Here is a 14,012-nt window from a genome sequence, read left to right on the forward strand (position 1 = left end):
CCTGCACCACCGGCGAAGCGGTCTCGCCGGGCGATTCGTGCCTCAGCCGCGCCTAGCGGCCGGCGGCTGATTCGAGCGTTTTGGCCTTGGCGGCCTTGCCGGCGGTGGCCTCGACGTACTTCCAGGCGTCGCGGAGTTCCGTCAGGCTGGCGATGATGCGCCGGAAATTCTCCCTGGCCTGCGGCCGGCCATAGGAACGCAGGCACGCCATGATCAGGGCGTTGTAGGTGCGGTAGAGCCGATCGGCCATCGCGCCGCCACGGGTGAAGTCGAGATTGTGGCTCAGTCCGCGCAGGATCGCGGTCGCCCGCGTCAGATAGGTGTGGCCTTCCTCGAAGCGCTTCGCCTCGTGCGCGTCCAGCGCCTTCTGCAACAGCGTGATCGCGCCGTCGCACAGCATCACCACCGCCTTCAGCGGCGGCACCGCCACTGCGGCGGATCGGTAGGCATTGTTGGCAAGGTAGGCGGTAGCGTTCTGTGTCATCAGTTACTCGATGCTGAATCCAGGAGTGCTTTAAGGTAGCCCAGCGTGTTGTTCGCGCTTTCGATGGCAGCCTGATAATTGGCGTATTGGACCTGCAGCTGCGCCTTGAACGTCGCGGCATTGCTCTGGATGTCGCTGACCTGGGACTGCAGATCGGTATCGCGCGACTGCAAATTGGTGATCATGGTCTGCAACTGACCGCTGGTCCCGGAGCTGGTATGCGCGAGCTGATAGAGCTGCGATGCAAGGCCGGACGTCGACGTCACGGTGATCGATTGCGAGGTCGATCCGGTGTAGGTGAATGCCATGCCGGCGTAGATCGTGCCCGAATTGCCGATGAGGGTGTTGCCGACCACCGAAAAGCCGGAACTGTCGCCGCCGACCGAAGCGCCGCTCAGCGTGCCGGTCGAATCCACCGTCACGTCGAGCGTGAACGATTGCGGCGATGTGCCGGTGTTGACGACGTTGAGCTGGCTGGACGAGGTGGTCGTCTGCGCCGACAGCAGTTGGGTGACGCCGGCGAGATTTTGCGTCAGCACGGTCGACAGCGTACCGGTATCGAGCTGCAGCTCGTTGTTCTCGTTGAAGGACAGGCCGAGGTCGGCCATCGTCATGCCGCCCACGGAGCCACTGAGCACCTGCTGCAGCTCGGTCATGATATCGCGCATCGTGCTATCGCCGAACAGCACGGCGCTCGATGAGGCCGTACCGTCGGAATTCTGCGCGGACTGCGCGATCACCTGGTCGCGGAATGCGTTGTAGTTGGTGACGAAAGTCTGCAGCGCGGAGGTGATCTGGCTGGTGTCGGTCTGGATGCTGATGTTCAGGCTGGTGCCGCTCGGCGTCGGCTGCAGCAGATCGAAGGTGACGCCCGAGAGAACGTCGGAAATGTCGTTGGTGTTGCGGGTGAGCGCGATGCCGTCGAGGGTGAATTCCGCGGACTGCGACTTCTGCAGCACGTCGGTGAAGGCACCCGACGTGTCGGTGACGCCGAGCTTGTTCAGGATGTCGTCGCCGGAGGTCGAGGAATAGGTGATGTCGGCGGCGTCCTCGGTCCCGGTCAGCACCATCTCATAGGACCCGCTCGACACCTGGACGATGGAGGCCTGGACATTGGTGCTCGAGGTCTGGGCGTTGATGGTGTCGACGACATCCTGCATCGTCATGCCGCTCGTGATCGAGATCGCGGTGCCGCTGCCGCCCGCGAGCCCCAGCGAAAACGTGCCGGCGAGGCCCAGCGCCGTCGACGAGCTCGACTGCGAGGAGCCGATCACCTTCTGTGCGGTCGCGAGCTGGGTGATCTGGAGCGTGTGATCGCCGGTCGCCGAGCCGCTGTTCACGCTCATGTTGAGCGCCGAGGAGGCACTGACGTCGCCGGTGGACGAAATCGTCGCCGAGCGCGTGGCAAAAGCGTTGGTGGCGATCGAATTGATGATCGACGAGCTGAGCGACGACAACCCGGTTGCCAAAGTCGACAGCTCGGTCTGCAGCGACTGGTAGGCCGTGACCTTGGCCTGGTTCGCGGTGATCGTCGTGGTGATCGAGGTTGCCGCCGCGAGCTTGGCGTCGACCTCGGCTTCGATCAGGGCGTCCCAGTCGATGCTGGTCGAATTGGTCGTGCCGGTCGTGGTCACCGTGCTGGCAGAGCTGGCAGAACTCGACGACGTCGTGCCTGATGTACTCGAGGTGGCGCTGCTAACCGTCATGTCGACACTTCCGCCGCAATGGAAATCGGGCCGGCATCATGCCGGCCCGATCTGTCCTTCGAATTAGCCAAGCAGCTTGAGCAGGTACTGCGGCATCTGGTTCGCCGCCGTTTCCGCCGAAACCGCGGCCTGGGTCTTCACTTCGGCCGAGGACAGCGTCGCCTGCTCGGAGGCGATATCGACGTCCTTGATCGCCGAATTGGCGGACTGCAGGTTCTGGGTCTGGGTCGAGATCGAGTCGGCGCTGAAGTTGAAGCGCGACTCCTGGGCACCGATCTCGGCGCGGGCGGACGACACGGTGTCGATCGCGCTGTCGAGGGCCGACATCGCGCTGGTCGCGCTCGACAGGCTGGAGACGTCGAGCGAGGTGACGCCGAGCGAGGACGCCGTCAGGCTGGTCAGCGTGATCGTGATGGTGTCGGCCGAGGTCGAACCGACCAGCACCGAGACGCCCGAGGAGAACACGCTCGAACCATCGAGCAAGCTCTGGCTGCTGTAGCGGGTGCCGGAGGCGATGGAGTCGATTTCGCCCTTGAGCTGCGTGAATTCCGAGTTGATGTAGGCGCGGCTGGAGTCGGCCACGGTGCCGGAGGCGGACTCGGAGGCCAGCGACTTCATGCGGGCCAGGATGTCCGAAATGTTGGAGGCGCCGCCGTCGGCGGTCTGCAGGATCGAGGTCGCCTGCGCCGCGTTGGTGGCGGCCTGCTGCAGCGTCGTGATGTCGGAGGAGATGCGGGTCGAGATCGCGAGACCGGCCGCGTCGTCGGAGGCCGAGGTGATACGCGAGCCGCTCGACAGCTTCGACAGCGCGCTGGTTTCCTGCTGCGAGTTGATGTTGAGGTAGCGGACCGCGGAGTTGGCGGCGGTGTTGGTGGAAATTGCCGGCATGAGTAGCTCCTGTGCTGATGGGGCATGGCATGCCGCATCGTGAAAAAGAGAGGTGACGCGGATCCAGCCCCCGTCCGCCCGATCAAACGGGTCGGCCGCCGGTGGTCAGGCGCAAAAACTTCAGAAGCCGGAATTTATGGTTAGCAGTCGGTAAACGCGCCGCGCAGGTCACGTTCGTGCCGCTTCAGCATTTCGCGCAGCTGTTGCCGCCCGCGCTTCAACAGCGACTCCACCGCGGCCACGGTCGTATCCATGACCTCGGCGATCTCGCCGTTACTCATGCTCTCATGATAGGAGAGGATCACCGCAACGCGCTGCTGCTCGGGCAGCCGCTGCATCGCCACCTCCAGAAGATTGCCGATTTCGTTGCGCTCGATGACGGTCGAGGCATCGAGCTGGGTATCGGCGACTTCGGGCACGACGTCGACATTCTCGGTGCGCGGCTTGCGGCGCAGATCGATGCAGCGGTTGCTGACGACGCGATACAGCCAGGTCGAGAACTTGGCGCGGCCGTGCTGCCAGCGGCCGCGATGCGTCCACACTTTCAGCATCGTGTCCTGCACCACGTCTTCGGCGTCGGCGGCGTTGCCGACGATGCGCAGCGCGATCGCGTAGGCACGATCGACATGGCGTTCGACCAGAGCACGAAACGCCGCCTCGTCGCCGGCGGCGAGGCGGTCGAGCAGCTCCTTGTCCTCGTCCTGGATCTCGACGGTGTCGAGCGGGCCTGCATCGGCGACCGTGGGAACGTCGCTCCAGGGCGCAGCCGTCTCGACTGGCGCGACCGCGGCTGTTGTAGCCTCGATCTCGGCCGCTGCCGTCATATCAAGCGCGTAACTCATGCCCCGCTCTCCAACCAGCGCCGCTGGCACACATCCCATGCGGCTTCTGAGCGTTGAACGGAGGGGCTGGGCAAACCAGGCGAAGATTTTTTGTTATTTTTCAAATGCTTAGCTGGATGTTTTTGCCGACTGCCCGGCAAAAGCTGCCGCTGCGTCAGCGCGCAAGGAAAAGTTCGACGGGATCTGGAGCAGTCGTTCAGCATCGCCTTGCATGCCCGCGGGAAGAGATCGTCGCGCCGGAAAACGCTGTTGTCACACCAACTAACGCCACGCGAACACACGCATGCGCGGAGCATGCGAGTGATCCATCGCCGTTGGTCGCCATCTTGCATTCGACGATTGCGACTAGGCAATTTTTTCCGAATCACCTTTTCGACGTTATCGGATTTTTTGAATCTGTCAGTCGCGAAGCGCGCGTTTTTGAATCGCACATCAACTTTTTTGGATCAGCGCGCCTGATTTGTCTCACGCACGCGTTCAACGCATGAGGACTGGTGGGAATTTTGCGCATGACGATCATGACGGTCGACGCGACGCGTCGAGCGCAGAATGTTTCTGCATGTTCATTCGATGTTTTCGATACATTTCTGTTGCGTGCGTGCACGACGCCAGATGGCGTATTTGAAAGGGTTTTTCAGCTTTCGCGCATTGCTGAAAAATTTCCAAATATGTCCGTCAGTTTCGTTCAGCATCGAATCCAGGCCGAAGCGCGCGCGCGCAAGGTTGCGCTGGAGCGCAGCGGCTCCACTGAAGTGCACATCGCCGACATCTATAAGTACTTTCCGTTCAGGCTGTTCGGCTTGAGCCGCGATGCGTTGCGCGATCTCGCGCGAATCGAGTTCGAGGTCGAGCTCGAGCTGTGTCGCGCCAATCCAGAAATGCTCGAGAAATATCTGGACATGAAGCGCGGCGGTTTTCGCACTGGCTTCATTTCCGACACCTACTGGAGCACCGACCAGCTCGCGCGGCTGTTGCGCAGCTGCAGCCCCGGCCTGACCTGGGATTTCCTCTACGCATCCTGCGATCACGGCTCTGGCAAGAGCGAGGCGCTGTTCGAGGCCTATCTCGCCGAGCAAGGCATCGATGCGGCAAGCTCGTTCCATATCGGCGACAACCACATCGCCGATATCAAGGGCGCCCGCCGTCATGGCATCCGCCCGCGCTACTATCCGCAGGCCAGCGCGGCATTGTCCTCCAAGTTTCAGCGCGAGACGTCGATCTACGAATTGCTGTGTCCCGATCAGCCGTCGCGGCTCGATTGCGGCTCCCGCACGCTGCGGCGCGCGGTGACGGCACAGAGCGCGGAGCATTCTCCCGCCTTCCATCTCGGCGTCACCGTGCTCGGCCCGGTGATGGCGGCGTTCGACGCTTTCATCGAAGCGCGACGCTCCGCGCTCGCCCGCGAGGGCGCGCGGGTTGCGATCGGATTTCTCGGCCGCGACGGCCTGCTGCCGCATCGTGTCTGGCAAGCAGACCATGGCGAGAGCGGCGCCTATGTCGAGATCAATCGCCGCGTCAGTCTGGTCGGATCCGCCGATACACTCGAACCGCTCTGTGAACTCTTGAGCCGGGTCGTCAAGATCGATGCGGCGACCTTCGTCGATATCGTCAAGGTGCAGCCGCCCGCGGTGATGAGTTTCTTCGCGCAATATCCTGACGGCATCGCGAGCGGCCGCGAACTCGCCGACGCCCTGCCCGATCTGATGGATCCGCGCGAGATCACCGACATCGCTGCCGGGGTCCGCGCACGGCTGCTCGCCTATCTGCGCGCGCATATCCGGGATTTTGACGACTGCACCGACCTGATCCTCGTCGATCTCGGCTATTCCGCTAGCGTGCAGAAGTCGCTGCGCCGGATCTTCGATCGCGAGGGCATTCGCACCCGCCTGCACGGCGCCTATCTGCTGACGCTTGACGATGCCTTCGACGACATCGCCGATGACGACACCGCAGAGGGGCTGATTTCCGATCGGGTCGTCACGCCGCACGTAAAACGCATGCTGATCCGCAACGTCGCGCTGTTGGAGCAGCTATGCTGTTCTGCGGAAGGATCGGCGCGCGACTATCGTGGCGGCGAGGTGTTGCGCGAGGATGATCAGCGCCCAGCCGCGCAGCTGGCGCTCGCAACCGAAGTGCAGTCGGGGGTGCTGGCCTATGCCGCGCGCGCCCACGAGCTGGCACCGCGCTACGCGCTGCAGCCTTACGCGGACCCCACTGTTGCGGCACGCTGGGCCGCCGCTGTGCTTGGACGCCTGCTGCTGCTGCCAGACGACGACGAGCTCGTGCTGCTCGGCGGCATCAAACATGACGTCAATCTCGGCACCCAGGCGCTGGCGCCCCTGCTCGACGCCAGCTTCGTCAACGACTGCATCGTCGCCCGCGGGCTCGTGTCCGCCTGCACCGCCCCGGCACCTCCGATGTGGCTGGCCGGCAGTTTTGCCGCCCTGTCACCGGCGCATGCCTATCTCTACACGCTGTTCGGCGCCAACCGCCTGTCCGCGAACGTGTTCGGCGAAGCTCAATGCGGGACGCTGCAGGTCGGCCTGTTCCGCCACGACGGCCAGGCGTCGCTTGAGGCCATCAACGTCTATCACACCGGGCTCGGCGACCTTCGCCTGCGGATTCCGCTGTCGCGCCGCATGGCGGTCGCGACCATCGCGCTGCCGCTGGCAAAGCTCACCAGCAACGGGATGCTCCACGGCATCACGGTGCAGTACGGCGAGAGCGCCGCAAAGGCCGCGGACAATTCGAAAATGAAGACGATCGCCGAGGGACGGCTCACCGATGCCGGCATCGAGAGGAGCGGCCGTCACTTCCGTGCCGCCGGTGACGACGGCATGCTGCTGATCCCGGTCGACGGCTTCGAAGACGATGTTGCGATCTACACGGTCGCGCTGACCGCACTCGACCATGACCGCATCCTTGCGCTCGGGGACCGCGACGGCAACGAGGCCCCCTCGGCCACGCTGACCTGGCGCAGCGCCAATCGCACGCCGGCAACCAACGGCAAGTGATTTGTCCGCCTGATCTGACCGCCCCGCTCGTAGAAGGTTAACGAGGGGTAGCGCGGGCATGACATCGGCTGACACGGCGCAAGCGGACGGCTTGCACACGAATTTCGACCAATTGCTGTCGGCAAACGGCATCCGGATCAACGCGGCGCAGCGCCGGCGGCTCTCATGGCTGTCCGCGCGGCTCGGACGCGCAGCCGTCCATCAGCCCGGTTCAGTTCCGGCGCGGGATCACGGCGTCGTCATCCTCGTTGAGCCGCCGAGCGGCCCGGCCGCCGAGATGCTTTACCGGTCGCTTCGCGCCGACTGTGCGGTCGTTATCCCCTTCGGCGAGAATCCGGCATTCGACTTCCTCAAATCCAAGCTCACCGACTTCGGTACGATCGGGCCGAGCTCCGACCGTCCGCACGAGATGTGGTGGGGCGGCCTCAATTGGCGCCCGATCGCGCCCGAGGAGGGCTCCCGATCCGACGCATCGCTGCGCGTGGTCTCCTGCTATCCTCGCGCCCTCGGGGACGATCATGCCGGCACGCTCCGGCAGAAGCTCGCCGAATTTCAGATCGCCTGCGACATCGTACCGATCGACACCGCGGACGGCGAGCAGATGCTCGCATCTGAGAAATCAGCCTTCATGCTGCGGATGTGGGAGGAGCATCGCGAGCCGCTGCTCTTCGTCGAAGCCGATGCAACGCTCAGCGAGCCGCCGCTGCTGCCGTCATATCTCGATTGCGACGTCGCCCTCCACAAGTGGAACCGGTAGGAGATGTCGGCGCGCACCCTCTATCTTGGCCGGTCGCCTGCCGCCGAAGCGCTGCTGCGCAACTGGCATCACATCGCGACCGCCTATCCCGCGGTCTGGGAGGGCTATCTGCTCGATCAGGCCTGGAGCCTGACGTCGTCGCAGATGGCGCTCGACACCGCCTGGCTGCCGCGCTCGTACCATGCGCCCGCTGAGGACGTCGGCACGCCCCGCCACACCACCGTCGTTCACAATCTGCCGACCGATAACAGCGATCTTGGACCCGACGTCGAATTCGGCGTCGCAATGCGCCCCGCGCGGCGCGCCTGCCGCAGCGGCGGCCGCGACGCGATGATCGTAATCAACTCGCAGGCAGTTTCGAATGCCGCGATCACCGTGATCATGCGCGATATCGCGACCAGCGACGCGCGCGAGATGGCCGCCAGCATCGAGGCGGTGACCGGCGCGTTCGTCGCCGACTGTGGCGGGTTCGGCCGGCTCGAGCTCGCGCTCTGTCCCTGGCAGGACGATATCCGCGCGGCGAAGTCGGCCGCGAAAAGCGCGAACAACCGGATCATCGAGATTGCGCCGTGGCAGACGCTGCCCGCCGATCTGTTCCGCACCGTGGGTCAATCCCGCGATGCCGGCAGTGTCGTCGTCATGGCCGGTCAACGCGGCTGATATCGGCTGAAGGGCTGAACAGGGGAAGGACACCCGCACCATGAAGACCATCATCCTTCTCACCGGCGTCGCCAGCCAGCAATTCGCGCTCACCGAACTGTTGAAGGCGCACAATCCCGCGCTGTCGTTCCGCTGCGTGGTGGCGGCCGACGACCTCGCGGCGATCGAGCCGGAGGTCCTGCGCGAAGCCCGGCTATTAGCGTTCACCACCAGCGTCATCGTGCCTGAAAGCACATTGGCCGCGCTCGGTCATGGCGCCTACAATTTCCACCCCGGCCCGCCGCAATATCCGGGCTGGGCGCCGGCGCATTTCGCGCTCTATGACGGAGCCCGCACCTTCGGCGCGACGGCCCATGTGATGGCTGCGCGCGTCGATGCCGGGCCGATCGTCGGCGTCGAGTCCTTCATCATTCCCGACAAGATCAGCGTGCGCGGGCTCGAGCAGATTGCCTATGTGCGGCTTGCCCATCTGTTCTGGCGGATGTCGCGCGACCTCGCCTGCGATCCCTCGCCGCTGAAGGAATTGGACATCGCCTGGTGCGGCATCAAGAGCACCCGGCGGATGTACCGGGAGATGTGCGAACTCCCCGCCGGCATCAGCGCCGGCGAGCTGGCGCGTCGGATCCGCGCCTTCCACGACGATTTTCGCGGCATCCCGCTGGCCGTTTCCCTGCACGGCATCCGCTTCCAGCTGGCGACGACGGCCACGCAGACGTCCGAGGCGCCGCAGGTGGTCTCGCCACCGCTCGCCGCCGCCTCCTGAACACCGAGCCCAACCGGGCCTTGCTCTCGTTGCAGTAACCTCGCTCTGCCGCCAAACAACGGCAGAGGGTGGCAACGCAGCCGCCCTCTGCCGGGAGACTTCAGCTCACGATCTTGAAGTCACTTGCGCTGACGGAAGCAGCCGTCGCACCGTTCAGCCACACTGCAGTGTCAGGATCGACCTGAACCACAAAGTATGCGCCGTTCTGGTAGGAGTGCGACAGGACATCGGAGAAGGATTGGAACCCGGAGCCGTTGAGTTGTACGGTGTCCTTGCCTTCCGTCCAGTCCTGCACGACGTCGATGCCGCCAAGGCTGACGTTGAAGGTATCAGTGCCGATGCCGCTACCCGGTGCGCCGCCATCGCCTCCGAAGTAATAGTTCACGCCGGTGCCGCCATCGAAATAGTCGTTGCCGGAGCCGCCGATCATGTCGTCGACTCCGCTGCCACCGAAGAACTCGCCGTTGCCGGTGCCGCCATAGAAGTAGTTGTTGCCGCCGGCAGCACCGTACATGACGTCGTTGGCGCCCTCGCCGATCATGACCGATCCGTTCGGACCGGCGATGAAGACGTCTTCGCCCGCGGTGCCGCCGAACGCTTCCGAGCCCTCGCCGCTGGAAAGGTAGAAGTAGTCCAGCGACGTCGCGGTGCCATGGCCAATCTCAAGGCTCTCTCCCTCGCCGCCGACATAGATATCGTTGCCATTGCCGCCATACATCGTGGAGTCGCCGGAGCCGCTATAGAACAGGTCGGTCCCGTTGCCGGCTTCGATCAGATCGTTGCCCGTACCGGCGTAGAACACGTCGTTGCCGTCGCCGCCATACAGGCCTGAATTGGCGGTGTGAGAGAAACCGGAAGCTACCGCAACCGTAATGCTGGCTCCGTTGTCATTGCCGGAACCGCCGAAGAACGTGTCGTTGCCGAACGCGCCGTAGAGACCGTCCGTCCCGGAGCCGCCGAACAACATGTGCCTTTGGGTTGTACTGGTGCCGTCATCTTCGATGATGGCATTTCCGGTGCCGCCAAACTCGTGCTGAATGTTGGTCGTGGAGTTTCCGCCCTGGATCCAGTCGTTGCCGGTTCCGCCGTAGATGTCGCCCCAGGCAGTGCTGCTCCATTCATACCAGAGATAGTCGCTGCCCTGGCCGCCATAGATGACGTCGAAGCCCACAACGCTCGACGAAAGCTCGTCGTTACCCTGACCGCCGAACAATGTGTCGTAGCCCGAGGCAGGTTCAATATCTTGATTGGTGCTATCGCCATAAAAAACTGGCATCTCTTCGTCCTTTCATTTACGCGCGGACGGACAGGCTCGTATTTCTGGATGTGATACTTTTTCACCACGGAAAAATGCGTGGGCGAGAATGGCAACGCGTGCCGCATGAAATTACGCGCGCCGCGCAGAAGGCTAGTTGTCGAAGCTGACGCTGACCTTACGGCCCCGCGCGACCGCAGATCGATCGTTCGAGTCCGATTGTTCGACGGTTTGAATTTCAGAATGGATCGATAGCCGAACGATCGCATGCGCTTGCTGGCAACGCGATCGCGACCAGTCGCTCAGTTCCGGCGACGCGCACGACCGTTCGTGGCTGATCGCTTCGCCATCAAATGCTGGTGAAGTTTGACGATGAACGAAGTCTCCTGCTCACGCCGCCTCCGACGTCTAGCGAAGTGTGAGACAGGTCACGAGACGATGTGTGTCAGATGTCACTGATGTTCGACGACACGCATCTGGCCAACGCGCGCTGACATGAGGTTGAATCGTCATCGCGCTTTGGCTCGATATATGAGCGTGATCTCCGAGCGCACTCGTTCACGAGCCGGGTATCCACTTCCAGACGATATCCGATACGTTGATCGATTTTGGAATGAGCCCGATCCCTTTGAACCGATCGGCAATCGCCTGCTGGCTCCGGACGATCTCGGCATCGACCGGCACCACCTGGTAGTTCGAGCGCGCAACGAAGCGCCTGATAGCCTCGATGTCGACGCCGGTCGCCTCGGCTTGCGCGCGGGCCACCTCCTCGCGGTGGTCAGTCGCCCATTTTCCTTCGGCCGCGAAGAGCGAGTTGAGCTTCGCAACGACGGACGGATATTTCGCAACAAAGTCCGATCCCGCGATGTAGAATGCGTTCGGCTTGTGCACGTCCTTATCGAAGGCGATGACGCGCACCTTGTCCTTGATCTCCGCCAATGCCAGATACGGATCCCAGATCGACCACGCGTCGACGATGCCTCTGGAGAAGGCGACGGTCGCGTCCGCGGGCGCAAGCGGCGTCGGCGTGATCTCGTTCCAGCTGAGGCCCGCTTTCTCGAGCGCCGCGACCAGCAGGTTATGCGCGCTCGACCCCTTGCCGAACGCAACGCGCTTGCCCTTGAGGTCGGCCAGCGTTTTGACGGGAGAGCCCGCCGGCACAATGATCGCCTGATTGTTGCCGTCCGAGGTCACCGCCGCGACGTATCGGATGTTGGCTGCGCCAGCCTGCGCGAAGATCGGCGGCGTATCGCCGACAAAGCCGAAATCGACACTGCCGACATTGATCGCCTCGAGCAGCGGCGGCCCGAACTGGAAGTCGATCCACTTGACCTCAATGCCGAGCGGCTTGAACGCGTCCTCGACCGTATGCCGCTGGCGGACGGCGGGAAACAAGCCGCCCTTCTGCGTGCCGATGCGTATCTCCGCCGGCTTGTCGTCGGCCCGCGCCGGCACGGCCGCAAATGCTGACAACACCAACGCGACTGCAAGGATGCTACGTCTGGTCTTCATGACCGTCCTTTCAAAGGTTGCCTTTCAGATATTGCCTGAGCTCGATGACGGCCGGCTGCGGGCCTGACGTCGCTGCTGCAACGGCGCCCTCACCGCGCGCTCCGCGGCCCGCGCGGAGCCGAAATAGCCGCCATCGAGGCCGTCAAAGGCGCGATCCGAGGAGAAGAAGCAGAAACCGCTTTTGTCGCCGACAACGATACCCGCGGTGCGATCCGATACTTCGATGACATAGGCCTGGGACTTTTGGGCCTGGGATTTTTGGGTTTGGGACATGCGTGCTCAATCGCCGAATGGCGGCGCTCCTGTCTGATTGTCGCTGGCTTTGGGTTTGTCGAAGCGATCAACAACAGACGCCGGTCGCCGCCGAGACGCAGCGATGCTGCATGCGGCTTCGCATGTCGCACATCAGGCTGCGGTCATCATGTCTCATTGCGGTGGCCTTGAACAACGCGGGATAGCGCGCATCAATGTCCAGCCGAAGCGCGCGGCGGTCAATGAAATGGCTGTCCAAAGTTGACCGCCCGGCGCGATGCATCCATTCGCGACGGGCAGAAAAACAGCACAGATTTGGTGATGACGGTTGCGGACCGCCGAAGTGGCGGAGCGACGGCCGGGCGCCGAGCGCTATGGTGCCCGGCCGTGATTCCTCAAGGCAGGATCGGCGGGTGATAGCTGAAGGTCGCCATCAGGATTGCCGCCAGCAGCATCACGATCGGGAAATGGATGAAGAACTGCACCGAGGTGTAGCCGATCAGATCCTTCGACTTCAGGCCGAGAATGCCGAGCAGCGGCAGCATCCAGAACGGATTGATGAAGTTCGGCAGGGTCTCGGCGATGTTGTAGACCATCACCGTCCAGCCGAGATGCGCGCCGATATCGTTGGCCGCCTTCATGATATAGGGCGCCTCGATGATCCACTTTCCGCCCGCCGACGGCACGAAGAAGCCGAGCAGCGCCGAATAGATTCCGACCAGGAACGAGAACACGGTGGAATTGCTGGAGGCGCCGACGAACCAGTGCGCGATCGTGTCCGACAGCGTGGTGCCGCTGCTGTTCGGCACCTTGGTCAGGATCTGCGCGATTCCGGCATAGAACGGAAACTGCAGCAGCACGCCGGAGACGCTCGGCATTGCCTTGGAGAAGGATTCGATCAGGCTGCGCGGGCGCCAGTGCAGCACGATGCCGAGAATGAGGAAAACGAAATTGTAGGTGTTGAGCCCCGACAGCGTGATCAGCGGATTGCCGGACTGAAACGTCTGCCATAGCCAGCCGGCGGCAAGCAGCGCGATCAGGATTGTTAGCAGCGGACTGAACTCGAGCCAGTCGCCCGGACGGGCCGGCTTCCTGGCCTCGATCCGGTCATCGCCGAGCGCAACGCCGAGGTCTTCCGCCGTCTTCGCCTGCTCGGGCGCCGGCGTCGTGAAATAGCAGATCGTGGCCGAGACGACGGTCACCATCACGACGGTGACCATGTTCTGCCAGGTCAAAATGGTTTCCGAGAAACCGATCACCCCGGTGATCGGCAGAAGCGACGCCGGAATGCTGCCGGCATTGGCCTGGAGCTGCGCAGCCGACGAGGTGATGCCGAGGGTGAAGCCACAGCCGAGCCCGAGATAGCCGGCCGCGCCGGCCGCCCGATAGTCGAGCCGGATGTCGGTGCGCCGAGCGATCTCCCGCACCAGCAAGCCGGAAAAGATCAGGCTGAGACCCCAGTTCAGCAGCGAGAGAAAGATGCTGAGCACGCCGACAAAGACCACCGCGCCGCGCCCGGTCTTCGGCACGCTCGCCAGCCGCGCAAGCACGGCCGCCACCGGCGGCGACATCGCCACGACATAGCCGCCGATCGCGACCAGCGCCATCTGCATCGTGAAGGGAATCAAATTCCAGAACCCGTCGCCGAACGCGCGACTGACCGCTAGCGGCGAGCCGCCATGCAGGATCGCACCGACGGCAACCGCAATCACCGCGATCAGGACGAAGACATAGGCATCCGGAAACCAGCGCTCCGCGAACGCCACCAGGGCCTGCGAAAATCGCGCGATGATGTTATCAGCGACAGGTTTTCGCAGGCTCACGGTTTGGTCATGCGTTGCATTGGTCATTAATCTCGTCCCCCTACCGGTGATGCGGT

General features: G+C 63.4%; 12 protein-coding genes. 4 read left to right on the top strand and 8 right to left on the bottom strand.

Annotated features, from left to right (window positions below; all coding sequences use genetic code 11):
- Positions 1 to 52: 52 nt before the first annotated feature.
- The 4 genes from fliS to G6P99_RS32980 form a co-directional block, all read right to left on the bottom strand.
- Positions 53 to 484 (bottom strand): flagellar export chaperone FliS, encoded by a 432-nt coding sequence (gene fliS / locus G6P99_RS32965; RefSeq protein WP_029080083.1) that lies wholly within the window; start codon positions 482 to 484, stop codon positions 53 to 55.
- Positions 484 to 2,190, bottom strand: coding sequence for a flagellar filament capping protein FliD (gene fliD / locus G6P99_RS32970; RefSeq protein WP_029080084.1), 1,707 nt, complete (start codon positions 2,188 to 2,190; stop codon positions 484 to 486). Before fliD ends, fliS begins: the two co-directional genes overlap by 1 nt.
- 63 nt (positions 2,191 to 2,253) lie before the next feature.
- Entirely contained in the window at positions 2,254 to 3,078 is an 825-nt protein-coding gene (locus G6P99_RS32975) for a flagellin (RefSeq protein WP_029080085.1), read from the bottom strand.
- A 140-nt stretch (positions 3,079 to 3,218) separates the two neighbouring features.
- Entirely contained in the window at positions 3,219 to 3,920 is a 702-nt protein-coding gene (locus tag G6P99_RS32980; protein ID WP_029080086.1) for an RNA polymerase sigma factor, read from the bottom strand.
- A 509-nt stretch (positions 3,921 to 4,429) separates the two neighbouring features.
- On the opposite strand from G6P99_RS32980, the gene G6P99_RS32985 reads away from it, so the two are divergent.
- Genes G6P99_RS32985 through G6P99_RS33000 form a run of 4 tightly spaced genes read left to right on the top strand, consistent with a single transcriptional unit; the run spans position 4,430 to position 9,114 of the window.
- Complete coding sequence (locus tag G6P99_RS32985) at positions 4,430 to 6,934, top strand: HAD family hydrolase (protein ID WP_165124989.1); 2,505 nt, start codon at positions 4,430 to 4,432, stop codon at positions 6,932 to 6,934.
- A 58-nt stretch (positions 6,935 to 6,992) separates the two neighbouring features.
- Positions 6,993 to 7,691: a hypothetical protein gene (locus tag G6P99_RS32990; RefSeq protein ID WP_334261769.1), complete on the top strand. Its 699-nt coding sequence runs from the start codon at positions 6,993 to 6,995 to the stop codon at positions 7,689 to 7,691.
- A 3-nt stretch (positions 7,692 to 7,694) separates the two neighbouring features.
- Complete coding sequence (locus tag G6P99_RS32995; RefSeq protein ID WP_334261770.1) at positions 7,695 to 8,351, top strand: hypothetical protein; 657 nt, start codon at positions 7,695 to 7,697, stop codon at positions 8,349 to 8,351.
- Between the two features lie 40 nt (positions 8,352 to 8,391).
- Entirely contained in the window at positions 8,392 to 9,114 is a 723-nt protein-coding gene (locus G6P99_RS33000; protein WP_029080087.1) for a formyltransferase family protein, read from the top strand.
- A gap of 100 nt (positions 9,115 to 9,214) precedes the next feature.
- On the opposite strand, the gene G6P99_RS33005 is transcribed toward G6P99_RS33000, so the two are convergent.
- From G6P99_RS33005 to G6P99_RS33020, 4 genes are all read right to left on the bottom strand, one after another.
- A complete protein-coding gene (locus G6P99_RS33005; protein ID WP_165124992.1) occupies positions 9,215 to 10,390 on the bottom strand; it encodes a calcium-binding protein in 1,176 nt (391 codons plus the stop codon).
- Positions 10,391 to 10,927: 537 nt separating this feature from the next.
- Positions 10,928 to 11,881, bottom strand: coding sequence for an aliphatic sulfonate ABC transporter substrate-binding protein (locus tag G6P99_RS33010; protein ID WP_029080089.1), 954 nt, complete (start codon positions 11,879 to 11,881; stop codon positions 10,928 to 10,930).
- Positions 11,882 to 11,905: 24 nt separating this feature from the next.
- Complete coding sequence (locus G6P99_RS33015) at positions 11,906 to 12,154, bottom strand: hypothetical protein (RefSeq protein WP_029080090.1); 249 nt, start codon at positions 12,152 to 12,154, stop codon at positions 11,906 to 11,908.
- Positions 12,155 to 12,528: 374 nt separating this feature from the next.
- Positions 12,529 to 13,983 carry a short-chain fatty acid transporter gene (locus G6P99_RS33020; RefSeq protein WP_051346136.1) on the bottom strand — a complete coding sequence of 485 codons (1,455 nt, stop codon included), beginning with the start codon at positions 13,981 to 13,983 and terminating at the stop codon, positions 12,529 to 12,531.
- Positions 13,984 to 14,012 lie beyond the last annotated feature (29 nt).

Source organism: Bradyrhizobium sp. 6(2017) (genome assembly GCF_011058295.2).
GTDB lineage: Bacteria > Pseudomonadota > Alphaproteobacteria > Rhizobiales > Xanthobacteraceae > Bradyrhizobium > Bradyrhizobium septentrionale.